The 24,285-nt window shown below is 71.6% G+C and carries 13 protein-coding genes, 1 pseudogene and 1 riboswitch; of the genes and pseudogenes, 9 read left to right on the top strand and 5 right to left on the bottom strand.

Annotated elements, in window-relative coordinates; all coding sequences use genetic code 11:
- Positions 1 to 811: 811 nt before the first annotated feature.
- Together AC07GB_RS16275 and AC07GB_RS16270 are read right to left on the bottom strand one after the other, a co-directional pair.
- Positions 812 to 1,639: a hypothetical protein gene (locus tag AC07GB_RS16275; protein ID WP_478845804.1), complete on the bottom strand. Its 828-nt coding sequence runs from the start codon at positions 1,637 to 1,639 to the stop codon at positions 812 to 814.
- A gap of 870 nt (positions 1,640 to 2,509) precedes the next feature.
- Positions 2,510 to 3,081, bottom strand: a pseudogene (locus tag AC07GB_RS16270) (LacI family DNA-binding transcriptional regulator); the annotation flags it as partial.
- A 92-nt stretch (positions 3,082 to 3,173) separates the two neighbouring features.
- On the opposite strand from AC07GB_RS16270, the gene AC07GB_RS16265 reads away from it, so the two are divergent.
- The 5 genes from AC07GB_RS16265 to AC07GB_RS16245 all read left to right on the top strand — a co-directional run bounded on the left by AC07GB_RS16265 (position 3,174) and on the right by AC07GB_RS16245 (position 13,647).
- Positions 3,174 to 4,268 carry a hypothetical protein gene (locus AC07GB_RS16265; protein WP_478845802.1) on the top strand — a complete coding sequence of 365 codons (1,095 nt, stop codon included), beginning with the start codon at positions 3,174 to 3,176 and terminating at the stop codon, positions 4,266 to 4,268.
- A gap of 397 nt (positions 4,269 to 4,665) precedes the next feature.
- On the top strand, positions 4,666 to 6,510 hold the full coding sequence (locus AC07GB_RS16260) for a hypothetical protein (protein WP_478845800.1): 1,845 nt from the start codon (positions 4,666 to 4,668) through the stop codon (positions 6,508 to 6,510).
- Positions 6,511 to 6,906: 396 nt separating this feature from the next.
- On the top strand, positions 6,907 to 7,803 hold the full coding sequence (locus AC07GB_RS16255) for a phosphorothioated DNA-binding restriction endonuclease (protein ID WP_478846080.1): 897 nt from the start codon (positions 6,907 to 6,909) through the stop codon (positions 7,801 to 7,803).
- A gap of 536 nt (positions 7,804 to 8,339) precedes the next feature.
- Positions 8,340 to 12,386 (top strand): nSTAND1 domain-containing NTPase, encoded by a 4,047-nt coding sequence (locus AC07GB_RS16250; protein ID WP_478845798.1) that lies wholly within the window; start codon positions 8,340 to 8,342, stop codon positions 12,384 to 12,386.
- A gap of 484 nt (positions 12,387 to 12,870) precedes the next feature.
- A complete protein-coding gene (locus AC07GB_RS16245; protein WP_478845796.1) occupies positions 12,871 to 13,647 on the top strand; it encodes a glycosyltransferase family 2 protein in 777 nt (258 codons plus the stop codon).
- A 141-nt stretch (positions 13,648 to 13,788) separates the two neighbouring features.
- Here the strand turns inward: AC07GB_RS16245 and AC07GB_RS16240 are convergent, their stop codons facing one another.
- Both AC07GB_RS16240 and AC07GB_RS16235 read right to left on the bottom strand, forming a co-directional pair.
- Positions 13,789 to 14,718, bottom strand: a complete 930-nt coding sequence (locus AC07GB_RS16240; RefSeq protein WP_478845794.1) for an FkbM family methyltransferase — start codon at positions 14,716 to 14,718, stop codon at positions 13,789 to 13,791.
- A gap of 55 nt (positions 14,719 to 14,773) precedes the next feature.
- Positions 14,774 to 16,012, bottom strand: a complete 1,239-nt coding sequence (locus tag AC07GB_RS16235; RefSeq protein ID WP_478845792.1) for an amidohydrolase family protein — start codon at positions 16,010 to 16,012, stop codon at positions 14,774 to 14,776.
- A 203-nt stretch (positions 16,013 to 16,215) separates the two neighbouring features.
- Between AC07GB_RS16235 and AC07GB_RS16230 the strand changes: the two genes are divergently transcribed.
- A complete protein-coding gene (locus AC07GB_RS16230; RefSeq protein WP_478845791.1) occupies positions 16,216 to 16,713 on the top strand; it encodes a hypothetical protein in 498 nt (165 codons plus the stop codon).
- Between the two features lie 6 nt (positions 16,714 to 16,719).
- Here AC07GB_RS16230 and cobN read toward each other — a convergent pair whose 3' ends face one another.
- Positions 16,720 to 20,382, bottom strand: coding sequence for a cobaltochelatase subunit CobN (gene cobN, locus AC07GB_RS16225; RefSeq protein ID WP_478845789.1), 3,663 nt, complete (start codon positions 20,380 to 20,382; stop codon positions 16,720 to 16,722).
- Between the two features lie 86 nt (positions 20,383 to 20,468).
- Positions 20,469 to 20,547, bottom strand: a riboswitch (cobalamin riboswitch).
- Positions 20,548 to 20,648: 101 nt separating this feature from the next.
- Here cobN and cobG point away from each other — a divergent pair.
- From cobG to AC07GB_RS16210, 3 genes are read left to right on the top strand one after another with little or no spacing between them, the layout of a single operon-like run.
- Positions 20,649 to 21,965: a precorrin-3B synthase gene (gene cobG, locus AC07GB_RS16220; RefSeq protein ID WP_478845787.1), complete on the top strand. Its 1,317-nt coding sequence runs from the start codon at positions 20,649 to 20,651 to the stop codon at positions 21,963 to 21,965.
- Positions 21,962 to 22,624: a precorrin-8X methylmutase gene (locus AC07GB_RS16215; protein ID WP_478845785.1), complete on the top strand. Its 663-nt coding sequence runs from the start codon at positions 21,962 to 21,964 to the stop codon at positions 22,622 to 22,624. The genes cobG and AC07GB_RS16215 overlap by 4 nt, the downstream gene beginning before the upstream one ends.
- Positions 22,621 to 24,147 carry a precorrin-2 C(20)-methyltransferase gene (locus AC07GB_RS16210; RefSeq protein ID WP_478845783.1) on the top strand — a complete coding sequence of 509 codons (1,527 nt, stop codon included), beginning with the start codon at positions 22,621 to 22,623 and terminating at the stop codon, positions 24,145 to 24,147. Before AC07GB_RS16215 ends, AC07GB_RS16210 begins: the two co-directional genes overlap by 4 nt.
- Positions 24,148 to 24,285 lie beyond the last annotated feature (138 nt).

Raw genomic sequence — 24,285 nt, 5'->3', positions numbered from 1 at the left:
ATGATGGATTCCCGCGACGCACTCTGGCGAATACTGACGTCGGCATTTGAATTCAGGTACAGGACGGAGGTAAGCGACAAGCCCCGCTTCCCGCTCTCAATCAGGGGCTGAACCTCAGCATCACCTTGCGTGCGCCGGGAGGGGCTCGCGAGTCCGGCGCGGAGTATGTCATCACAGCAGCGCTCGGAATCCAGCCAGGCCTTCCGGAAATCCGCAAGGCGCAACCGAACGCTGAGGCGATTCTGCAGGCCGCTCCTCAGAGGTCATTCCCCCTCCTGGCATCGGCCCTCGAAGGGGCATTCGATCGTGGGGCCCTTCTGTGGTGCGGGTACGCCGTCGACGGACCTTTCGCAGCCATGCCCGTCATGATCGCTCGAAGACGGCGGCAGCCTACGAGCCATTTGGGGAGCCGACTTGCTCCCGGATCCACTTCCAAGCGACCCGAGACCCATCGAGGCCATGCTCCTGACCAGGGCAAACGTCATCCATGCAGGCAACATCAGCACCCGAACCCCATTCGGGACGAAGAGGTCGTGGGTTCAAATCCCGCCACCCCGACTTCGTAAGACCAGGTCAAGGGCCTGATCCTCTCTGAGGGTCAGGCCCTTCCTGCTTCTCCGGTGATCGTTTGGGAGAAAACTGGGAGAAGATCTTGGTCGGGCCCCCACCGCAGTGCTGGCGCTGATCTCGCAGGCCAACAGAGACCCAGCCCCGCGCAGCGGCAAATCGCCGTTTGCCGCAGCGTCCGCTGCGGCAAACGCGAGCAGACTTCTGCAAGCGCACTGCGGCGGCCATGCTCAGCAGAGGGCACCTACAAGCCAGGAAAGACTCCCAAGAAGTCGCGCACACGACGCCACCCCACAGCCGTGACGGCTGCCGCTAGAGCACCCCCGGCGAGAAACCAGCCCATGAGATCGTCGCGGACTCCGAGCGTCGGCAAGAGGTGGTCCAAGACGAAGACGGCACCCAGAGCCGCAGCGATGCCGCGCACAATGGCGAACGATTCCCGGAGCGCATGGCGTCGCAGCGAGACCGGCGTGACACCTTCCAGAGCCTCGGCAGGAAGGAGGGCGGTGACGAATCCTGCTGCGTGCTGTTCACCGATCGTCGCGAGCATCTTGGCCAGGTCGTCCAGCGCAGTGTCGGGCTCGATATCGAGCTTGACGAGTTCGCGGTGTAGGGCGCCAATGACAGCAGCCGCGTGGTGCCGTGCAGCAACCCTTCGCGGTGAGCGCCGGGTCATGCCTCTGCGCCAGAGGTGGGAACGCCAGATGCTCCACTCGACGGCTCGGCAAAGGCTGTCCACGCGCCGGAGCTGATCCGGGCGGTCGACATCCGTGGCGGCTTTCGCCTGCGCGCATCGCACAAGTGCTGCGCAGGTGCGCTGTGTTAGCCAGAACTTGCGGAGAACTCCCTTGCGCAGGGTGCGCCACATCACCCAAACAGCAATACCGAGCGGCGCCAGCTTGGCCACCGCGGCGAAAACGAGGTCGCGTCCCGAAGCCGAGTCGGCCTGCGCCTTGCCCCACTGCCCGTAGACGAACGCTGCCGTCTGTGTCATATCTTCGAAGCCGTAGTGGTGTGCAAATTTCCAGGCCGCCAGCGCCAGGACCGGCACAGCAACGATAGTGATCACCATGCCCGCGACGGGAGCTACGACGCCGCGAGTCAGCAAGTAACCCCAGGTAATACTCAGCGACCGCTGAGCCTGCACTGTGAGGGGTAGATCCTCACTACGGATGCCCAAACGGTCCAAGGACGCCCAGAGGTTCCGGGTTTCCTTCTGAAACCTTCGCTCATCAACGTTCGCCCGCCAGTCTCGGAAAACCCTTCTGCTCAAACGGATCGCACGACGGGCGCTCAGACGGATCCGCACCCATGCTCGGCTCCGGATGTCGGGCGCCGAAGGAGGGGAAGGTCTACCGCTCGGTTGCACTGTGGTCATGGGCGCGATGATGCAGTACGTGACTGACAACGCCCGCATGAAAGGGGCCTAGTTGTCGTCTACTGCCAAACCGTCCCGCAACTGCGGGCAGCCCTCTACGGTGCCGCCGCTGCGGAAACAGAGCAGGGCTGCTCCCGGATCACCACACGGCTCATGGGGTATGACCCTCGTTTACGTAGCTCTCAGCTACAAGCGTCTTGCCAGGGCACGGACATTCTCCATCAGAGCATGGAGCGGAAACGGGGGCTCCGTCGCAGTCGTCCGGGTTGTCTCCAAGTAGACGACACCGGCCGCGTCGGGGTCCAAACGCTCATTCAGCGCCGCAGCCGCACGGTAAGGATGGACCTCCCTGATAGGGACTACCACACGGCCGTGCACTGCCACGATGCCGGAATCTCCGTCCGCGTGAGTGGCACGCTGACCAGTCCACCCGGCGGGCTCGCCCGCATGAATGTCACCGTATTCGGCCCTGACCCGTCGCTGGGGACAGACGACTAGCAGCTCAAATGGACGAGCCGGGACTGCACGAACGACAGCCCCGTCTCTCGCGACTTGCCAGCCGCTCTATCCCTTCGCCCGCAACAGGCGATCGAGCACTCGAACTGGCGAAGTCGAGCACATGGCGCGACGCACATCGCGAGCGGCCTCCCACTGCTCGCTCAGGCCGAGCATGAGGCACTGGCGCATGCCGGAGGTCACGTGGGCGTAGCGCGCCGACACCGAACCATCGATGTGGCCCATGCGCTCGTCCATGAGGACCTTCTCCGTGCCGAGGTCCTCCATCATCGTCCGGTGAGTGTGCCGGAGGCCGTGGGGTGTGAGGCCCTTGGCAATCGGGAGCCAGCAGGCGTCGGCCCGCTGGCTGGCACCACGGCCCCGCGCAGGCACTCCTGGCCACGGTTCGCAGACGATCGGCACTGGACGGGCCTCCTGGGGAGCCTTCTTCGGGTACCAGCCGGAGGCCGCCGGGTTGAACAGCCAGGTGGCGAAGCCGTTTCTGCGCCAGTGAGCAGCGTGCTCCGACGTAGTGCCGCCTCGCACGAATCCGAGGTCGCGATCGCCTGCTCGACGCGGACGCGGGTGTCCTCGCGTAGGCGGTCGGGGTGGTTGAGGACGTTGGAGACCGTGTTGGCAGATCCGGTTGTTACGCACCCGGGCGGGCGTCTAAGGTGCGGATAGGCACGGAGCTCGGGACAGGACCTGAGCCACCGCCGGTCTCTTCAAAGGCATGGAGCGTCGGAAGACACCCTCGCCACCGCCTCTTCCGTACACCTTCCATGGCCATGCAGCCGTCATCGGCTATTGGCCGAAAGGCGTTCCTGTGACTATTTACTCTCAGCACGCGAACCGCGGGAAGACCCAGATCCTGGCGACGTACCAAGGGCTGGACGGGGTCGTTTCCGCGACCGTTACGAGCGTCGGTGACTCCGCGCTCGCGAAGCCGATCACCGACGCGTTCAACCGGGTCTCCGCTCTCGCCACCGTCCCGCTGAGCGTCTACGACCGACGCGACGGCGGCGTGGAGGAGTATCCGACGAAGCATCTTGCCGCGCTGACCGACCGGGGTTCGCGTGCCGAACTCCTCAGTGGCACGTACAGTTTGTGGTACGAGTACGCCTGTCTTGAGCTCCACCAGGCGCTGGCCGACTTGGACGACGCCTTGCTCGCGGTGCCCGAGCCGGTTCGGATCGCGGTGAACGCGGAATTGGAAGCGGAAGCAAGGGGGTTGACCGAGGCGGTCGCCGAGGACTCAGAGGAAGACTCCCTCCCTGACGCGGAGAGCCGGCGTCTGTGGGACGTCGACCATCCGTTTGTGGTGCACGACGGCGCCATGGGCGCGTTGAACCGTGAGGCTCGTGAGCGACTGGACAGCCTCGAAGGGGGAATCACCTCGAAGGAACGCGCGAAGGCCGTCGCAGATATGCGAGTACTGGCCACCGCCTTCTCTCGCTGCTCCGGGGTAGGAGGGCACGTGGATCACTCCTACCCTGAGATCTTCGCTGAGCCATACGACGCTGACCGCTACTACCTTTCAGTTCACGCGCCGCAGCCAGGAGACGGCAGCGCAGACACCTGGGAGATCGAGATTGGCCGCTGGGAACCCGATGATCCCAGCGAGGAGGACGCCGACGACTACAGCTCCGCGACGGGGAGCAGCGTGATTCGCTGCGAGCTGCCCACACCCCCAGACGCTGATGAGCTCGCAGACCTGCTGAATCGGCTCGATCAGGAGCCAGAACAACTCATCGAGTGGGCCAAGACGAGTGTCGGTGCGCCACTCGCTGGGACCGGGTTCGTCGTCACCAAGGGATACAACGGATGAGCCCACCAAGGGGTAGCGCGGCCTTCCGCTCGCCACCCATGAAGGCTCCCATCGCCGTGATCGTCGGCTCGCGGGCCACATAGCAGTCCCGTGCCACTACGTGCCATCAGGACGGCAAACAGCGGTCAACACCAGCCCTCGGCGGCAGCCGTCACACGGCGCCATCGAGGGCATCCGCACAGGTCAGAGGAGCTCTAACCTCGAACACCGGTTGATTCCATGCACGGCCGCGCGCGCCGGGTATCAGGCGGGGACCAGCTTGCTGAGCAGCCCCGAAGCGCCGCGCTCGCGGTCGGCGCGACCTCGGCCACCTGCTGCAGGTCGTCACTCTTCAGGTAGCGGTAGCTCTGCGGCGGGTGGAAGGCGCTACAAGGACCTCGCCCACCTGTGGAACCACGTGTGGCAGACCATTCACGCGACGCTGTCGCTCAACAGCTACGCCACTTCCATCCTCACGCGCTCCGTCACCCGCAACCTGATCACCCACGCCGTCGAGATCGCCTTCGAGGACGGCACGGAGCCGCTCCACGTTCTCGTCGTCCGTGACGGCATCACCCGACTTGCCAGCGCCTGGGCGGTACTGGCCGGGCACGGGGCCGACCCCGCCGAGGTGGCCACCCTGGCTACCGACGCACTTCTCGGCAGCGCTTCCGCAGCAGGGACGGCCGCAGGGCCCGATCTCGGGCAGCGTCTCGCCGCCAGCCGGGCCCAGTGGCGGCAAGAACTTCGGCAAGAGTTCCACGACGAGATGAAGGGGGCGGCGCCCGGGCTTCGGGCCGCTCAGATCGCCCAGTCCTACGTCGTCCCGGCGCAGATCGCCGTCGGGGTCGAGGGCCACGAGGGCCGGGTGCTGTCCCCTGAGGACATCTTTGACGACGCCGTCCGTTCCGTACTGGCCTCGGTACACGTCGAGTTCAAGCAGTGGGACGCGGCAGCCCAGAACGTCGAGGTCATCACCCGGGCCCTGAAGCGGATCATTCAGCAGGGTGACCCTCGCTGGAACACTGCTGACCTTCAGGCGGTATACGGCCTTGCCATCGGCCGCATTCCCGTGGCCGAGCTTCCACACGTCTTCGGAGGCGATCCGGCACCTCCCGGGACCGCTCTGTGGCGTGCCGTCTACCTGGTCAGTGCCCTGACTCAGCCGGATCTCCTGGAGCTCCTCAAGGACCAGGCCAAGGCCATCAAGGGCGGCCAACGAATGGGCATGAAGGCGTTCGGCGAACTGCTCGGCCCGATCGTCGACCTGCCCTGGCGTGCGAAGAAGAAGCTCGTCACCAAGCAGGCCCGGAATGCCTGGAACAACGGTGGTGTGCTGTCGAACGACGTCACCAAGGGCTGGACTCCGCAGCCTACAGACGACTTCACCCGGCTGATCACACCGGCGATGAACGGCGACGAAGACGCCTGCCGCACACTGGCTGTGGCCGGCGGCGTCGCGCTGATCGCCGACAAGCTCCTGACCAGGAACGTCGGTTCATCTCTTGGAGCGAAGAAAGAGAAAGGCGGCGTCCCCTTCCGGTCGGACGTGCACAAGGTCATCGAAGGTCTCTCACAACCGACGAACGAACTCGGCTTGTGGACCCTCGCGCTGGCCGCCAACACCTTCCGCAGTGACGACCTGCCACAGAACTCCGTGCGCAGGCAGAGCTTGACCGGCAAGAAGCCGGCCACTTCGGCCGAGCTGCCCTATGTGTACTTCGCAGTGGATCTCAATGCTCCGGACCGCATCGCACGCGATGCCAACGGTGTCCCGATGCCGTTGTACGAATGGGATGTCGTCGCAGCTTCGGATCCGGACCGCGTGGTGCAGGCCGTACCGTCGTCGACGGTCTCCAGTACGACACCGGCTCGAGCTCCGGCAACGCCCTCATCGAATGGTGCGACACCGTCGGCCGACGGCAGCAACTCCACCGGTGCGCCCGCCACCACGGAGCCGGTGGGGGCGTCCCGCGGCGAAGATGCTCCCGTACCTCCCAGCCAACGCGCCGTCCTGCACCGCAAGGCCCTCCACCTGGGGGCGCAGAGCGCCCGGGATGCCCTCGATCACCTGCACCTCTTGGAGCCGGAAGTAGGGGACCACACCCCGGTCGTCCCGGTGGACCAGCTGAATGACCTGCACACACTGCTGGTCGGCATCCTGACTGACGTGGAGAACCTGCGGCGCAGGGCTGTGGAGAACCATGCGCCGGAGGAGGACGATCCGGGATCCGAGGAGCCCGAGGAGACAGGTCTGGACTGACCAGTAAAGGGTCGTGGGCTCGGCTCCCGCGTCCTTGACCGCCGAAATGCCAGGTTCAGGATGGGTGCTCAGAGATGAGCGCCCATCCTGATCTGCTGTACGGGCCGTTTTGGGTGCCTCTCTACAGCTCGTGAAGAGAGGGTTGCAAGCGGTATGCATCTCGCCTGCATCGAGGACGAAACCGGCCCCATCACGTCGGGCAGCCCTCAGCTCGCTCCAACCGGCCGCGTGATTCCTCTAAGCCCCTTTCGCTGTTCGCGGTATGCTCAGCATTTGTCCCTAATGTTCCATTGGGGACAGGCCTGTTGGCTATGGCGCCGGGCGTTGTCGTAACTACCACCGGCGGCTCCTCCCACAGCTGGCGTCGCTCGGCGGGGCCTCCCTATGATCAGCATCGTGGATTGGCTGGAGTGTGCCGCGAAGCTGAGGCAGTGGAGCCGGGACGGGGTACGAGCGCCACACAAGCCTTTGCTGCTGCTGTACGCCCTGGGTCGCTTTCAGGCGGATGCCTCGGACGAGTTGGCGTATACCGCCGTAGAGGCGGATTTGAAGAAACTCCTGGTTGAGTACGGCCCGTCGCGCGGGACCACGCCTGCCTATCCCTTCCACCACTTGGTCAGCGACGGAGTGTGGGAGGTGCGAACCGTCCATGGCGTGGGCAGCCCAGGCACCAGGGTGGGGGAACTGCGGGCCGGCCAGGCCACCGGGCGGCTGGTCCCGGACCTTCAGGCGGCGCTCCGGCGGGAGCCTTCGCTGCTGGGCCGGATGGCAAGGGTGCTGCTGGATCTGCACTTCCCGGCGTCGCTGCACCAGGACCTCTGCGACGCCGTCGGCCTGGACATGGAACGGTCGGAGACCGATGCTCTGGCGGCTGCGGCGGGGAGGCGGCAGCGGGACCGGCGGATGCGGGAGATGGTGCTGACCGCGTACGAATACCAGTGTGCTTTCTGTGGCTACGACGGCATGATCGGCACGGCGCCCGTGGGACTGGAAGCCGCACACGTGCGCTGGTGGGCGTTCGACGGCCCGGACGACGTCGACAACGGACTGTGCCTGTGCTCGCTCCACCACAAGCTCTTCGACAAGGGTGTCCTCGGCTTGGACGACGACCACCGCATCCTGGTCTCGCAGCACTTCATCGGCCGCGGTCAGGCTGCCCGTGAGCACGTCACTGCACTCGCGGGACGCCCCCTCATCGGCCCTCAACCCGGCGCCCGGCCCATAGCGGCAGCTCACCGCTCCTGGCACACCGGTCAGGTCTTCCGCGGCAGCCCGCGTCCCGTCGCCGTCTGATCCGGTACCCGAGAGTTGTCCGCCCGGCGTACGGTCACGTCGGTTCTGGGTGGTGGCGTTTCGGGCGGGGGCGGCAGGGGCCCCAGCCTGAGTCGTGGAGGGCTGGGGGGTGGGGGTGGCCCGGGGGTGGGGGGTCGTTTCGGTACCGGTCCCTCCCCTCGTGGGGACCGGTACCAAACGACATGGGCGACGGCGCCCCGCGCCGTGGCGGAGAGCCGGGGACCGCGGGCGGCGCGGAGGCGGCCCGGGTGGGACCGGCCGTGCGCGTCGTCCGGCACAGCGTGGCGAGACCCTCGCCACCGCTCCGTAACTCCAGCAAAAACCAGCCAGGAAGTTGCAGCGCCATCAGTCGCCTCTCCAGGCGCAGGGCCGGTGGCCTGCCCTGACGCCGCGTGGTTGCCTCGCCCCTGCCGCGATCCTGCCAATTGCGGCGGCCGGTGAGGAGGACGCGGTCTCGTCCGGTCCGCTACGCCGCAGGTCAGCCGTATAGAGTGAGTTTTCCGGTCCGGAATTCCAGGTGCGGCGGAAGTAAAGGGGTGGAGGCCTTGAGCTCCGACTCAGGGGCACGCACAGCCTTCGCGGAGCGTCTCGCGCTGCTGTACCAGGAGGCCGGAAACCCTCCCCTGAAGCGTGTCGCCGAGGCGGTTGCCCGACTGCAACGGGTCGACGAGCGAGGCCGCCCCGTGCGGGTGTCCGCGCAGCGGATCAGCGACTGGCGGCGGGCCAAGAACGTGCCCGCCCAGTTCACCGCCCTCGCGGCGGTCCTGCACGTCCTGGTCCCCGAGGCCCGCCGGGTGCGGACGACCCCGGTCTCCCCCGGCCTGTACGACCTCGCCCAGTGGCAGCGCCTGTGGGAGCACGCGGTGTCCGACCCGGTCGGTGACGCCGCCGCCGCGGCCACGGGCGAGGAGGAGCGCCCCCTCGTCGAAGCCCCGGCCCCCAGCGTGTGCCCGTACCGAGGACTCGCTTCGTACCGTCAGCAGGACGCGCAGTGGTTCTTCGGCCGGGAGCGGAGCACGGACGCGCTGCTCGCCCAGCTCCGCGCGGCGCGGCGGACGGGCGGCCTGGTGATGCTCGTGGGCGCGTCCGGCGCGGGCAAGTCCTCGCTCCTGAACGCCGGGCTCGTGCCCGCCCTGCGCGGCGGCGCGCTCGGCGACGACGCCGGCCGCCCCGCCCAGGTGCTGCACCTCGTGCCGGGCGCCGACCCGCTCGCCGAGCTGACCGGGCTCATACCCGAGCTGGCGCCCGCCGTGGCCGCGGCCGACGAGCAGGCGGAGGAGTCGGGGGAGGAGAGCCCGGGGGCGCCCGGCACCCCCGAGTTCGCGGGCGCGGTCAGGGAGGCCGTCACGACGTGGGCACGGCGCGGGACCGCCTCCGAAGCCCGGCCGGTCGTCATCGTCGACCAGTTCGAGGAGGCGTTCACCCTCTGCGCCGACGAGACGGCCCGGCGCACCTTCGTACAGGTCCTGCACGCCGCGTGCGCGCCGGGCGACACCGGTGAGGCCGGTGCCGCGCTCGTGGTCCTCGGTGTCCGCGCCGACTTCTACGAGGAGTGCCTCGCCCACCCCGAGCTGGCCGACGCGCTCCAGCACCGGCACATGGTGCTCGGGCCGCTGACCACCGCCGAGCTGCGCCACGCGGTGACGGGCCCAGCCAAGGCCGTGGGCCTCGAACTGGAACCGGGGCTCGCGGAGCTGATCGTCCGCGAAGTGAGCACCGACGGCCCGCGCGGAGCCCACGACACGGGCGTGCTCCCGCTGCTCTCCCACGCGCTGCTCGCCACCTGGCAGCGGCGCAAGGCGGGGCGGCTCACGCTGGCCGGCTACCGCGCGGCCGGTGGCATCCAGGGCGCGGTGGCGGCGACCGCCGAGCGCGCCTGGTCGGACCTCGACTCGGCGGCGCGCACGGCCGCGCGGCTGCTGCTCCTGCGCCTGGTACGGCTCGGTGAGGACACCCAGGCGACGCGCAGGCGCGGCACCCGGCGCACACTGGCGGAGGAGTCGACGAACCCCGGCAAGACGGAGGAGTCCCTGGAGGCGCTGGCCCGCGCCCGCCTGGTGACGCTCGACGCGGAGACCGTGGAGATCACGCACGAGGCGCTGCTGCACGCCTGGCCGCGCCTGCGCGACTGGATCGACGAGGACCGCAACGACCATCTGCTGCGGCAGCGCATCGAGGAGGACGGCAGGACCTGGGAGGAGTGCGACCGCGACGCGTCGCTGCTCTACCGCGGCTCCCGTCTTGAGCAGGCGCGCGCCTGGGCCGAGTCCGCCGACGACACCTTCCTCACGCGCAGCGCGGTGGACTTCCTGGCCGCGTCGACGCGGCTCAGCAAGCGCACGGTCCGGCTGCGGCGCGGCGCGGTGTCGACCCTGCTCGTCCTCGCGATGCTCGCCGCCGTGTCGGCGGTGGTGGCGTGGCAGCAGCGGGACGACGCGGTGTCCGAGCGCAACGACGCGATCTTCGCGCAGGTGACCGCGGCGGCCGACCGCGCGCAGCGCACCGACCCCTCGCTGTCCGCCCAGCTCGCCCTGGTGGCCCACCGCTTGCGGCCCGCCGACCAGGGCACGATGAACCGGCTGATCTCCATCGTCAACGCGCCCCTCGCCACCCCGCTCACGGGCCACACGGGCGCCGTCTACCTCACCTCGTTCCATCCGAACGGGCGGCTGCTCGCCACCGCGAGCTACGACCGGACGGTCCGCCTGTGGGACGTGTCGGACCGGTCCCGGCCGAAGACCCTGGGTAAACCGCTGACCGGGCACACGAGTTGGGTGAGCAGCGCCGTCTTCAGCCCGGACGGCAGGACCCTCGCCAGCGCCGCCGACGACGGCACGATCCGGCTGTGGGACGTCACGGACCCCCGGCGCCCGCGCCCCGTCGGCACGCCCCTGACCGGCCATCGCGGCACGGTCTACCTGGTGGCCTTCAGCCCGGACGGGCGCACCCTCGCCTCCGCGAGCGAGGACCACACCGTACGGCTGTGGGACGTGCGGGAGCCGGGGCGCGCGAAGGCACTCACCACCCTCAAGGGGCATACGGCGCCGGTGCGTTCCGTGGCGTTCAGCCCCGACGGGGACACGCTCGCGGCCGGCAGCGACAACGGCGCCATCAGACTGTGGCGGACGGCCGACCCGCGCCGTCCGAAGCCGGTCGGCAAGGTGCTGAGCGGCCACAAGGACACGGTCCACTCCGTGGCCTTCGACCCCGACGGGAAGACACTGGCCAGCGGCAGCTCCGACACCACGGTCCGGCTGTGGGACGTCGCGGACCCGCGCCGCGCGCGCCCGCTCGGCGCGCCGCTCACCGGCCACACCGGGCCCGTGTGGTCCGTGGCCTTCAACCGCGGCGGGAGCATGCTCGCGGCGGCCAGCGCGGACAGCACGGCGAGCCTGTGGAACGTCCGCGACGCCGCGCACCCCTCGCAGGTCGGCGAGCCGCTCGCGGGCAGCAGCGGGGAGATGTACGCGCTCGGCTTCAGCCCGGACGGCCGCACCCTGGCCACGGGCAGCGGCGACAACAAGGTCCGGCTGTGGTCGATCCCGACCTCGGACATGGTGGGCCGCACCGGGGTGTTCCGGCCCGACGGGAAGGTCCTCGTCACGGCCGGCCGTGACGAGAAGCTCCGGCTGTGGGACGTGGAGCGGCCGACCCGGCCGGTGGCGCTCGGCAAACCGTTCACCCCCGGCGAAGGCGCCGTGCGCGCACCCGCGTTCTCCCCTGACGGCCGTACGCTCGCGGTGTTCACGGGAAGCCGCGCGGTGCAGCTGTGGGACGTCTCCGACCCCGCTCGCCCCGTCTCGTACGGAAAGGCGCTCGCCCTGCGGACGCGGTTCGCGGCGGCGCTCGCCTTCAGCCGGGACGGGCGCACGCTGGCCACCGCGTACGAGGACCGCACCATCCGGCTGTGGGACGTCGGCGACCCGGCGCGCCCCCGGCCGCTCGGCGCGCCGCTGACCGGCCACAAGGGCTACGTCAACGACCTCGTCTTCAGCAAGGACGGGCGTACGCTCGCCAGTGCCAGCTCCGACGCCACCGTCCGGCTCTGGGACGTGGCGGACCGCCGGCACGCCACCCGGATCGGCAAGCCCCTCACCGGTCACCTGGGCCCCATCAACACGCTGGCCCTCGCCCCGGACGGCCGCACGCTCGCCACCGGCAGCGACGACGGCACCGTCCGGCTGTGGGACGTCGCGGACCCCCGCGGGGCGGGTCCCCGCGGCGCCCCCCTCACCGGGCACACCGACGCGCTCGTGTCCCTGACGTTCAGCCGGAACGGCCGCACCCTGGCGAGCGGCGGCAACGACAACACGGTCCGGCTCTGGGACCTCACCCGGCCGTCCGGGGCCGCCCCGATCGGGCAGTCGATGAGCCCCAACGCCAAGACGGGGAGTTTCCTCTCGTTCAGCCCGCAAGGACACATGCTCGGAGTTTCGAGCGGCCCCGATACCGTGCGGCTGTGGAATCTGGACGCCGACACGGCAATTCGCCGTATCTGCGCGACCACTCGGGGCGTCCTGACGCCGGAGAATTGGCGCGAGTATCTGCCCCGGCTCTCGTATGAGCCGCCGTGCGCGAAGTAACGCCGCGCATCTTCCCGGTGGCGGATCGCGTCCGTGATCCCGATCACAACTCGGCATCTTTACCAGGAAGTTCACTCCCCATACGCAGATGACCTTGTTAAGGTTGGGAACAACCCGATCGCTGGTGCATCCCCCGTCGCCAGCGATCGGGTTCTTCCATATCCGGTCGCCCCGCGAGCGCCGCGCACACCCCCTACTAGACCCCTAATTACTCAGCGCTTTTCGCCGGCCACAGCAGGCGCACCCGCTGCGGACAAAAGATACTTTCCTGCTGCATGCAACGCTGTCGGCGCGAACTCGCGCACCGGCGGCCCGGGAACCGTTGCACCCTCAACAACGGTGTCGTTGCACCCTCCACAACGCGGTCTTCCAAGCCACCGGAGCCGTCTTCGAATTCACCGGATGTGGATTTCCGCCGACGGCGGCACCGCCGTCGGCAGCACCCGCTCGTCGGCGCGTGGCGACGCGTCGTAGGGTGAGGGCCATGCGTCAGCGCGTCACCATCATCACCGCTGTGCACGCCCCGTCCGCCCGCTTCCTGCCGGACGCGTACGCGTCGATCCGCGCGCAGGAGCTGCCCGACGGCTGGGACTGGCACTGGCTGATCCAGGAGGACGGCCGGAGCGACCTGGTCGCCCCCCACGTGCCCGACGACGAGCGGGTGACCTTCCGGCAAGGGCGCGCGGGCGGCCCCGGCGTCGCCCGCACCATGGCGCTCGGCCACGCCGACGGCGCGTACGTGAAGGTCCTCGACGCCGACGACCAGCTGGAGCCCGGCGTGCTCGCCCGCGACCTGGCGGCACTCGAAGCGGACGGCACGCTCGGCTGGGCGACGTCACGCGCGCTCGACCTGCTGCCGGACGGCTCGACGGCGGGCTTCCCCGGGGACCCCGACCACGGCCCGATCGAGCGCTCGGCCCTCCTGGACCGCTGGAAGGCGGACGGCTACCGCGCCCCGGTCCACCCCGCGACCCTCTTCGTACGCCGCGACCTGCTGGTGGCCCTCGGCGGCTGGATGGCCCTGCCCGCGTCCGAGGACACCGGACTGCTCCTGGCCCTCAGCTCCGTGGCACGCGGCTGGTTCTCCGCCGAGGTCGGGCTGCTCTACCGCAAGTGGGAGGGCCAGGTCACCGGCCAGGCCGCGCACACCGAGACGGCGGAGCGCGCCGCGCGCATGGCCGTCGTGGAGTCCCGGGCCCGAGCGCTCGCGCACTTCGAGTGGCGCTACGCCCTCGGGCCGGACCGGGCCCTCGGGGCGTAGGCCCCTTTACACGGCCTCCACGCTGCTCGCCCTCCTGCTGCGGGACATCATTCCCTGGTGGTTCCTGGCCCTGCTCCTGGCGCGCGACGTATTCATGACGTTCAACGTCGCCGCTCGCGCACGCGTAGCGGGAGCCAGGGCTCACACCAGGGATTCGGCGTCGACCCGCGAGAAGATCAGGTCGGTCTCCTCCCGGATGGGCCCGCGCCAGCGGACCGGGCCGCCGCGCGCGGAGCGGACGGCCGCCGGATAGCTGCCCGGTGCGTAGTCGTTGAGCAGGCGGTAGGTGTGGAAGCCGTGGGCGCGCATGGTCTCCAGGAGTTCGTCGACGCTGTCGCCGAGCTGTTCCATGCGCTCCGGGGTGACCTCCACGGCGATCTCCGCGTCCGGCCGCAGCCGGTCGAGGACGGGGGCGAGGCCCCGCACGACGCTTCCCTCCGCGCCCTCGACGTCCACCTTGATGACCCTGGCCCGCGCGATCTCGTCCGGCTCCAGGAGTTCGGGCAGCGGCACGGCCTGGGCCTCGAAGCGGGACGTGACCGGGCCGTCCCACGGGACGACGCTGTTCGCGCCCATGTTGTGCGCGCTGGCGAGGACGAAGGTGAGCTTCTGCCTGCGGTCCGAGACGGCGGCGTTGACCGCGCGGATGTTGTCGCAGCCGTTCAGCTCCCGGTGGAGCAGCACGCGCCGGTGGAACTCGGGCGAGGCCTCCACGGCCACCACGCGGCCCCCGGCGCCGACCAGCTGGGCCCCGAGGACGCTCAAGTAGCCGATGTTCGCGCCGACGTCCACGAAGACGTCACCGGGGCGGAGCCGGCCCCGGAGCCAGCGCGACATGTGCGGCTCCCAGACCCCGAACAGATAGATGTAGCGCTGGATGAGGTCCCGCGTGTCGACCGCGAACCGGGCGCCGAAGAGCGACTCGACCACCCGCTCTCGGGGGTGCTCGCGCAGCCGCGGGTTCAGATACCGGGTCGCGAGCGCGGCCTTGCCGAAGGTCCCGGGGGCGTCGCGTACGTACCGCCTGCCGAGCGTGGCCAGGACCTCCGACACCGCGCTGCCGCTGCTCATTGCACTCGCCTCTCCCACGGGGCCACGCGAACCGCGGCGGGCCCGCTCCCGAGGGTCAGGCGCCGGCCGCGACCGTCCGGTCCTGGTCGAACGGCAGGTCCAGCATACGAATCGCGTTCCCGCGCAGCAGCTTGTAGGCCACCTCCGCGGGCAGTCCGCCGACGTGCTCGGCGGCCACCCGTTTCGTGTGCGGCCACGTCGAGTCGACGTGCGGGTAGTCCGTCTCGAAGGTGGCGTTGTCCACGCCGACGGTCTCGATGGCCTCGATGCCGTGCCGGTCGCGGAAGAAGCAGCAGAAGATCTGCCGGTAGTAGTACGAGGACGGGGGCTCGGGGACGAGATCGCGCACCCCGCCCCAGGCGCGGTGCTCCTCCCACACGCCGTCGGCGCGCTCGAGGGCGTACGGGATCCAGCCCATCTGCCCCTCGCTGTAGGCGAGTTTGAGCCGGGGGAACTTCACCAGGACCCCCGAGAACAGGAAGTCCATCATCGAGGCCATCGCGTTGTTGAAGGACAGCGCGGCCTGCACGGCGGGCGGGGCGTCCGGCGACGCGGCGGGCATCTGGGAGCTGCTCCCGATGTGCATGTTCACCACCGTGCCCGTCTCCTCGCACGCGGCGAAGAACGGGTCCCAGTACCCGGAGTGGATCGACGGCAGTCCGAGATGGGTCGGGATCTCGGAGAACGTGACCGCCCGCACCCCGCGCGCGGCGTTGCGCCGGATCTCCGCGACGGCGAGGCCCACGTCCCACAGCGGGATGAGGCACAGCGGGATGAGGCGTCCGCCGCTGTCCCCGCACCACTCCTCCACCATCCAGTCGTTGTACGCGCGTACGCAGGCGAGAGCCACCTCCTTGTCCCGTGCCTCCGCGAACGTCTGCCCGCAGAACCGCGGGAAGGTGGGGAAGCACAGCGAGGCCTCGACGTGGTTGAGGTCCATGTCCGCAAGGCGTGCCTTGGGGTCCCAGCAGCCGCGCCGCATCTGCTCCCGCGTGATGCCGTCGAGCGTCATCTCGTCCCGGGAGAAGCCCACGGCGGCGATGATCCTCTTGTACGGGAAGACCTCGCCCTCGTACCGCCACCAGTCCGTGATCTGGCCGCCCGGGTCGGTGGTGAAGCGGTACTTCCCGCCCACGTACCGGAGTTCCCCGATCCCGGCGGTGAAGGGCTGGGGGCCCTTGTCGCGGTACTTGCTCGGTAGCCAGGTCCCGAAGAGGTGCGCGGGCTCGATCACGTGATCGTCCACGCTGATGACCTGGGGGATGTCGCTCGTGCCGGACTCATTGCCGCTCATGCCGCAGCTCCCTGCCCGCCGGTTCGACCGGGCCGCGCCCGATGCCGTATCTGACGACCCATCAGATCGAGAGTAGGGGGCCACGCGGGCACACGGCAAGCGGGGGCGCGGGCGGAAGGCCGGGTGACCCGGCTCTGGCTTCTTGGGCCTCGGCGTGCCACCCTGCCGCAGCGCCGGCGTCCGGAACCGCACTGGAGGTGGCCATGAGCACGCCCGTCCGCAGTGATCAGCAGGAGCCCGCCGACGAGCGGGCCCTCCAGGACCGGCACCTCGCCCGCGCCAGGAGCGCGTACGGCCGTGCCGTCGCCGCCTGCCGCTCCGCGGGCATCGAGCCGGACCAGGCGGAGGTCGTGCCGACAGGGCCGGCCGCCCGGGCCGCGAACGCGGTACGCCTGGCCGCGCGCTCGCTCGCCGAACGAGAAGGCAGAGCCCCCGACCCCGCCGCCGACGCCCGCTGCGCGCGCAACGCCGCGGCCGCCGCGGCGACGGCGGCCCAGGCGGCCCGCGGCACCACGGGCCCCGCCGCGGACACCGCCCTCAGGGCCGCCCTCCAGGCCTCCCAGGCCTCCGCCGAAGCGGCGGGCGGCCGCAGCCCCGGCCGCGACGAGGCCCTGACGGCGCGGGCCGAGGCGGCCGAGGAGAGCGCTGCGGCGGCGGCGCGGCAGGCCGGCTGGACCGGGGCGGCCCCGGCCCGCCGGTAGCCCGGGTCAGGCCCCGTCGTCCTCCAAGTTGCCCTCGGTCTCCAGGTACACCTGGCGCAGGGCCTCCAGGGTCGCCGGGTCCGGCTTGGCCCACATGCCCCGGGACTCGGCTTCCAGGAGGCGCTCGGCGATGCCGTGGAGGGCCCAGGGGTTGGCTTCCTTGAGGAAGTCGCGGTTGGTGGGGTCGAGGACGTAGGTCTCCGTGAGCTTGTCGTACATCCAGTCGGCGACCACGCCGGTGGTGGCGTCGTAGCCGAAGAGGTAGTCGACGGTGGCGGCGAGTTCGAAGGCGCCCTTGTAGCCGTGGCGGCGCATCGCCTCGATCCACTTGGGGTTCACCACGCGGGCGCGGAAGACGCGGGAGGTCTCCTCGACCAGGGTGCGGGTGCGGATCGTCTCGGGCCGTGTGGAGTCGCCGATGTACGCCTCGGGCGCCTTGCCGCCGCGCAGGGCCTTGACCGTGGCGACCATGCCGCCGTGGTACTGGAAGTAGTCGTCGGAGTCGGCGATGTCGTGCTCGCGGGTGTCGGTGTTCTTCGCCGCGACCGCGATGCGCTTGTACGCCGTCTCCATCTCGGTGCGGGCCGAGCGTCCCTCCAGGCCGCGGCCGTAGGCGTAGCCGCCCCAGACCGTGTAGACCTCGGCGAGGTCCGCGTCGGTGCGCCAGTCGCGCGAGTCGATGAGCTGGAGCAGGCCCGCGCCGTACGTGCCGGGCCGGGAGCCGAAGATGCGGGTGGTGGCCCGGCGTTCGTCGCCGTGCTCGGCGAGGTCGGCCTGGACGTGGGCCCGGACGTGGTTGGCATCGGCGGGCTCCTCAAGGGACGCCGCGAGGCGCACCGCGTCGTCCAGGAGGCCGATCGTGTGTGGGAAGGCGTCGCGGAAGAAGCCGGAGATACGCAGGGTGACGTCGATGCGGGGGCGGTTCAGCTCCTCGTACGGGATGGCCTCCAGGCCCGTCACGCGGCGGGACGCGTCGTCCCAGACCGGGCGGACGCCGAGGAGGGCCAGGGCCTCGGCGACGTCGTCGCCCGCGGTGCGCATCGCGCTGGTGCCCCACAGGGAGAGGCCGACCGAGGTGGGCCACTCGCCGTTGTCCTGGCGGTAGCGCTCCAGGAGGGAGTCGGCCAGGGCCTGGCCCGTCTCCCAGGCGAGCCGGGAGGGCACCGCCTTGGGGTCGACGGAGTAGAAGTTGCGGCCCGTCGGCAGGACGTTGACCAGGCCGCGCAGCGGGGAGCCCGAGGGGCCCGCCGGGACGAAGCCGCCGTTCAGGGCGTGCACGGCGTGGTCCAGCTCGGCCGTGGTCCCCGACAGGCGCGGCACGACCTCGCGGGCCGCGAACTCCAGGATGGCCGAGACCTGCTCGCGGCGGTCGGCGGCGACCGAGGCCGCGACCACCGCCGGTACGGCCGCCGGGTCCCAGGCGGCTTCCTCCATCGCCACGACCAGGGCGCGGGCCTGCTCCTCCGCCGCGTCGGCCGTGGTGCGCGTGGCGGCCGACTCGTCCAGGCCGAGGGCCTCGCGCAGGCCGGGCAGGGCCGTGGTGCCGCCCCAGATCTGGCGGGCGCGCAGGATCGCCAGGACCAGGTTGACGCGGTCATCGCCCGCGGGCGGGGTGCCGAGGACGTGCAGGCCGTCGCGGATCTGGGCGTCCTTGACCTCGCACAGCCAGCCGTCGACGTGCAGCAGGAAGTCGTCGAAGCCGTCGTCGTCGGGGCGGTCCTCCAGGCCCAGGTCGTGGTCGAGCTTCGCGGCCTGGATGAGGGTCCAGATCTGCGCGCGGATGGCCGGGAGCTTCGCCGGGTCCATCGAGCTGATCTGCGCGTATTCGTCGAGGAGTTGCTCCAGGCGCGCGATGTCGCCGTAGGAGTCGGCGCGCGCCATCGGCGGGACGAGGTGGTCGATGAGGGTGGCGTGCACGCGGCGCTTGGCCTGGGTGCCCTCGCCCGGGTCGTTGACCAGGAACGGGTAGACGAGCGGGATGTCGCCGAGGGCCGCGTCGGGGGCGCAGGCGGCGGACAGGCCCGCGTTCTTGCCGGGCAGCCACTCCAGGTTGCCGTGCTTGCCGAGGTGGATCATCGCGTCGGCGCCGAAGCCGCCGTCGGACGCGTCCGCCGCGATCCAGCGGTAGGCCGCCAGGTAGTGGTGCGAGGGCGGCAGGTCCGGGTCGTGGTAGATCGCGATGGGGTTCTCGCCGAAGCCGCGCGGCGGCTGGATGAGGATCAGCAGGTTCGCGAAGCGCAGCGCGGCGAGGACGATGTCGCCGTCCGGGTCGCCGCCCTTGCCCACCCGGCTGCGGTCCAGGAACATCTCGCCGGGCGCCGGGCCCCAGTGCTCCTCGACGGCCGTGCGCAGCTCCTCGGGGAGCGTGGCGTACCAGCGCCGGTAGTCGGCGGCCGGGATGCGCACCGGGTTCTTCGCCAGCTGCTCCTCGGTGAGCCACTCCTGGTCGTGGCCGCCCGCCTCGATGAGCGCGCGGATCAGTTCGTCGCCGTCGCCCGAGACGAGGCCCGGGATGTCGGCGTCGCCGAAGTCGTAGCCCTCTTCCCGCAGCCGGCGCAGCAGCTCCACCGCGCTCGCGGGGGTGTCCAGGCCGACCGCGTTGCCGATCCGGGAGTGCTTCGTCGGGTACGCGGACAGGACGAGCGCGATCCGCTTGTCGGCGGCCGGGATGTGCTTCAGGCGTGCGTGACGTACGGCGATCCCGGCGACGCGTGCGGCGCGCTCGGGGTCGGCGACGTACGCCGGGAGGCCGTCCGCGTCGATCTCCTTGAAGGAGAACGGCACCGTGATCAGGCGGCCGTCGAACTCCGGCACCGCGATCTGGCTGGCGGCGTCCAGCGGGGACACGCCCTCGTCGTTCTCCTCCCAGGCGGCGCGCGAGCCGGTCAGGCACAGGGCCTGGAGGATCGGTACGTCCAGGGCGGTGAGCGCGCCCGCGTCCCAGGACTCGTCGTCGCCCCCGGCGGAGGCCTCCGCGGGCTTGGTGCCGCCCGCCGCGAGGACCGTGGTGACGATGGCGTCGGCGGCCCGCAGCGCGTCGATCAGCTCGGGCTCGGGGGCGCGCAGCGAGGCCACGTACAGCGGAAGGGGCCGGGCGCCCGCCGCCTCGACGGCGTCGCACAGGGCGTGCACGAAGGCGGTGTTGCCGCTCATGTGGTGGGCGCGGTAGTAGAGCACGGCGACGGTCGGGGCCGTAGCGCTGGAGCCCGCCGGGGCCTGGCGCTCCAGGGGGCCCCACGTCGGCGCGGGCGCGGGCGCGTCGAAGCCGTGCCCGGTGAGCAGGACGGTGTCGCAGAGGAAGCGGGCGAGCTGCTCCAGGTTGGCGGGGCCGCCGTGCGCGAGGTAGGCGTGCGCCTCGGCGGCGATGCCGACGGGGACCGTGGAGGCGGCCATGAGCTGGGCGTCCGGGGCCTGTTCACCGCTGAGGACCACGACGGGGCGGCCGTCGGCGAGCAGCAGGTCGAGGCCCTCCTGCCAGGCGCGGATCCCGCCGAGGAGGCGCACGACGACCAGGTCGGCGCCGTCGAGCAGGCCGGGCAGGTCCTCCAGCGGAAGCCGGGAGGGGTTCGCGAAGCGGTAGGTCACCGGGCCCGCGGCGGCGCGGGCGCTGAGAAGGTCGGTGTCGGACGTCGACAGGAGCAGGATGCGGGGCCCGGGCGTGTGCTGCATGCGGCGTCGGCCTTCCTCGGGGTGTCCGCGCCCCGGGTGGTGAGTGGGTCTCTCCTGCCCGGCCGGAGCCGGGCGTACGGAGAAGGGAGTTCCTGGCTCACCCGGCCCCTCACGGGGTCGGGCTCACAGTGGCGGGACCGCGCCGGATTCGCACCGGGCTTCCTCCCCTGTCGCCGTGGTGGCGACGGCGGATCGGGTGATCCACCGCTGAGCATAGTAAGCGCCGGGCGTTCGAGGCAGGGCGTGTCCGCGGTGTGATGGTCGGTATGCTCGCCGCCATGTCCACGGCACCCCTCCGCCCGTCCCCGCAGGCCACAGCGGCCCCACGGGACCGCGGCGACGCCTGCCCGGGCAGCCTCAGGCTGCACGCGGCGGACGACGGGGCGCTGGCCCGGGTGCGGCTGCCCGGCGGTGTGCTCACCGTCCGGCAGGCCGAGGCGCTCGCCGCGGCGGCGCGCGACCTGGGCGACGGCGACCTGCACCTGACCTCGCGCGGCAACGTCCAGCTGCGGGGCCTCGCGGACGGCTGCGGCGCGGATCTCGCCGCGCTGCTCGACGCCGCGGGCCTGCTGCCCTCGCGCGGCCACGAGCGGGTGCGCAACATCGTCGCCTCGCCGCTGTCCGGCCTCGACGGCCGGGGCGCCGGCGACGTGCGGCCCTGGCTCACCGCCCTCGACGCGGCGCTGTGCGCGAGCGAGGCGGCGCGGGACCTCTCGGGCCGGTTCCTGTTCGCGCTCGACGACGGCCGCGGGGACGTGGCCGGGCTCGACGCGGACGTGACCGTACGGGCGGCGGCGGACGGCCGGGCCCTGCTCGGTCCCGGCACGCCGCACCCGGTCCTCTCCGTGGCCGCGGCGGACGCGCCCCGTGCGGCCCTCGTGGCGGCTGAAGCGTTTCTGTACCGCGTCCGGGAGAGCGGGACCAAGGCCTGGCGGATCGCCGAACTGCCGCTCGCCCCGGGCGCGTTGGCGGACGAGGTGCGGCGCCGCCTCACCGCCGACGGCATCGGCCACGAACCGTGGCACGGCGGGACCGCACCGGAGGTCACCGCCGGGGGCCCGCCCCCCGGAGCCATCGGCTCCGCCCTGTCCGTCCACATCCCCCTGGGCCGCCTCTCCGGCCGCCAGTGGCGGGAGTTGACGCACGCCGCCGCCGCGGGACCCGGCGAACTCCGGCTGACCCCCTGGCGCGGCGCCGTCGTGCCCGCGCCGGGGCTCGGCCGCTCGGACGCGGACGCCGCGCTCGCCCGGCTCTCGGCCACCGGCCTCGTCACCGAGCCGGGCTCGCCCTGGCTGCGCGTCGGCGCCTGCGTGGGCCGCCCCGGCTGCGCCAAGTCCCGTGCCGACGTACGGGCGGACGCGACGAGCGCCCTCGCCGCCGCCGGCCGTTCCGGGCTTCCGCTGTACTGGTCCGGGTGCGAGCGGCGCTGCGGGCACCCGCGGGGCGACCGGATCGACGTGGTCGCCGCGCCGGGCGGCGGCTACGACCTCTCCGCCACGCGCGGCGGACGCGAGACACCCGGCGCCCGCGTCGCAGGACCCACCCACCTCGCCACCGCCCTGGCGGCGTTTTCCCCCGCATGACGACCGAGAGCAGCGAGAACAAGACCGTGACCACGTACGACTACGAGAAGGACGGGGCGGCCATCTACCGCGCGTCCTTCGCCACCATCCGCGCGGAGGCCGACCTCGCCGCCCTGCCCGCCGACGTCAGCCAGGTCGCGGTCCGGATGATCCACGCCTGCGGCATGGTCGACCTCGTACGGGACCTCGCGCACACGCCCGGCGTGGTGGCCCGCGCCCGGGAGGCGCTGCGCGCCGGGGCGCCGATCTTCTGCGACGTCCAGATGGTGGCGAGCGGCGTCACGCGCAAGCGGCTGCCCGCCGACAACGACGTGCTGTGCACGCTCTCCGACCCGGCCGTGCCGCAGCTCGCGGCGAAGCTGGGCACGACCCGCAGCGCGGCCGCCCTCGAACTGTGGCGCGACCGTCTGGAGGGCTCCGTGGTGGCCGTCGGCAACGCGCCCACGGCCCTGTTCCGGCTCCTGGAGATGATCGAGGAGGGTGCCCCGCGCCCCGCCGCCGTCATCGGCGTCCCGGTCGGCTTCATCGGCGCGGCCGAGTCCAAGGACGCGCTCGCCGCGCACCCTTCGGGCCTGGAGCACCTGGTCGTGCGCGGCCGCCGCGGGGGCAGCGCCCTCGCCGCCGCCGCGCTCAACGCGATCGCGAGTGAGGAAGAGTGAACGGCAAGCTGTACGGCGTCGGGCTCGGCCCCGGCGACCCGTCCCTGATGACCCTGCGCGCCGTCGAGGTCATCGCTGAGGCCGACGTGGTGGCGTACCACAGCGCCCGGCACGGCCGGTCCATCGCGCGCTCCATCGCGGCGAAGCACCTGCGCGCCGACCACATCGAGGAGCCCCTCGTCTACCCGGTCACCACGGAGACCACCGACCACCCGGGCGGCTACCAGGGCGCCATGGAGGACTTCTACGCCGAGTCGGCGGCCCGGCTCGCCGTGCACCTCGACGCGGGGCGCACCGTCGCGGTCCTCGCCGAGGGAGACCCGCTCTTCTACGGCTCCTACATGCACATGCACAAGCGGCTCGCCGACCGCTACGACACCGAGGTGATCCCCGGCGTCACGTCGGTGTCCGCCGCCGCGGCCCGGCTCGGCGCGCCGCTCGCGGAGGGCGAGGAGGTCCTGACGATCCTGCCGGGCACCCTGCCCGAGGAGGAGCTGACGGCCCGGCTCGCCGCGACCGACGCGGCCGTGGTGATGAAGCTGGGCCGCACCTTCCCCAAGGTGCGGCGGGCCTTCGAGGGTGCGGAGCGCCTGGCCGAGGCCCGGTACGTCGAGCGGGCCACCATGGCCGGGGAGCGCCTGGCCGGCCTCGCGGACGTGAGCGAGGACTCGGTGCCGTACTTCTCGGTGGCTGTCCTTCCGAGCCGGGTGGCGGCGCTGCCGGTGCCGGGCCAGGCGGGCCCGGCCACCGTCACGGAAGCTCCCGGACCGGCCCGTGGCGAGGTCGTCGTCGTGGGCACGGGCCCCGCAGGACCGCTGTGGCTGACGCCCGAGTCGCGCGGCGCGCTCGCCGCCGCCGACGACCTGGTCGGTTACACCACCTATCTGGACCGGGTGCCGGTGCGCCCCGGGCAGCGCCGGCACGGCTCCGACAACCGGGTCGAGGCCGAGCGCGCCGAGTTCGCGCTCCAGCTCGCCCGGCGGGGGCGGCGCGTCGCCGTCGTCTCCGGCGGCGACCCGGGCGTCTTCGCGATGGCCACCGCCGTCCTGGAGGCCGCGTCCCAGGCCGCGTACACGGACGTGCGCGTACGGGTCCTGCCGGGCGTGACCGCCGCCAACGCGGCCGCCGCCCGCGCGGGCGCACCGCTCGGCCACGACTACGCGACGATCTCCCTGTCCGACCGGCTCAAGCCGTGGGAGGTCATCGCCGAGCGGCTGCGCGCCGCGGCCTCGGCCGACCTGGTCCTCGCCCTGTACAACCCCGGCTCGCACAGCCGCACCTGGCAGGTGGGCAAGGCCCGCGAGCTGCTCCTGGAGCACCGGGCGCCGGACACCCCGGTCGTGGTGGTCCGGGACGTCGGCGGCTCCGGCGAGCGCGTGCGGATCGTACGCCTCGCGGACCTGGACCCGGCCGAGGTCGACATGCGCACGATCCTGCTCGTCGGCTCCTCGCAGACGCGGGCCGTGCGGCGCGGGGACGGCGAGGAGATCGTCTGGACGCCGCGGCGCTATCCGGAGGCGTAAGGCCCCGGGCCCCGGTGGTGCTGTGGGCACATCCGGTGGTGAGGCAGGCTGACGGGCGGCAGCTCGGAGCCGGCGATGTATTGCCCGCGAGAATGTGACACTTCCGCGGGTGAGTGTCACATTTCTCGCGGGCGACGA

The sequence above is a fragment of the Streptomyces sp. NPDC045778 genome (assembly GCF_056431945.1).
Note: the sequence above shows the minus strand (reverse complement) of the source record. Positions and strands in the feature narration are given on the sequence as shown.

Bases quoted from the DNA above. Each gene is read 5' to 3' on its own strand.
- AC07GB_RS16275 (WP_478845804.1), bottom strand. From the start codon at position 1,639: ATGGTGATCACTATCGTTGCTGTGCCGGTCCTGGCGCTGGCGGCCTGG.
- AC07GB_RS16240 (WP_478845794.1), bottom strand. From the start codon at position 14,718: ATGAGCAGCGGCAGCGCGGTGTCGGAGGTCCTGGCCACGCTCGGCAGG.
- AC07GB_RS16245 (WP_478845796.1), top strand. From the start codon at position 12,871: ATGCGTCAGCGCGTCACCATCATCACCGCTGTGCACGCCCCGTCCGCC.
- AC07GB_RS16235 (WP_478845792.1), bottom strand. From the start codon at position 16,012: ATGAGCGGCAATGAGTCCGGCACGAGCGACATCCCCCAGGTCATCAGC.
- AC07GB_RS16230 (WP_478845791.1), top strand. From the start codon at position 16,216: ATGAGCACGCCCGTCCGCAGTGATCAGCAGGAGCCCGCCGACGAGCGG.
- cobN (WP_478845789.1), bottom strand. From the start codon at position 20,382: ATGCAGCACACGCCCGGGCCCCGCATCCTGCTCCTGTCGACGTCCGAC.
- AC07GB_RS16215 (WP_478845785.1), top strand. From the start codon at position 21,962: ATGACGACCGAGAGCAGCGAGAACAAGACCGTGACCACGTACGACTAC.
- cobG (WP_478845787.1), top strand. From the start codon at position 20,649: ATGCTCGCCGCCATGTCCACGGCACCCCTCCGCCCGTCCCCGCAGGCC.
- AC07GB_RS16265 (WP_478845802.1), top strand. From the start codon at position 3,174: ATGGAGCGTCGGAAGACACCCTCGCCACCGCCTCTTCCGTACACCTTC.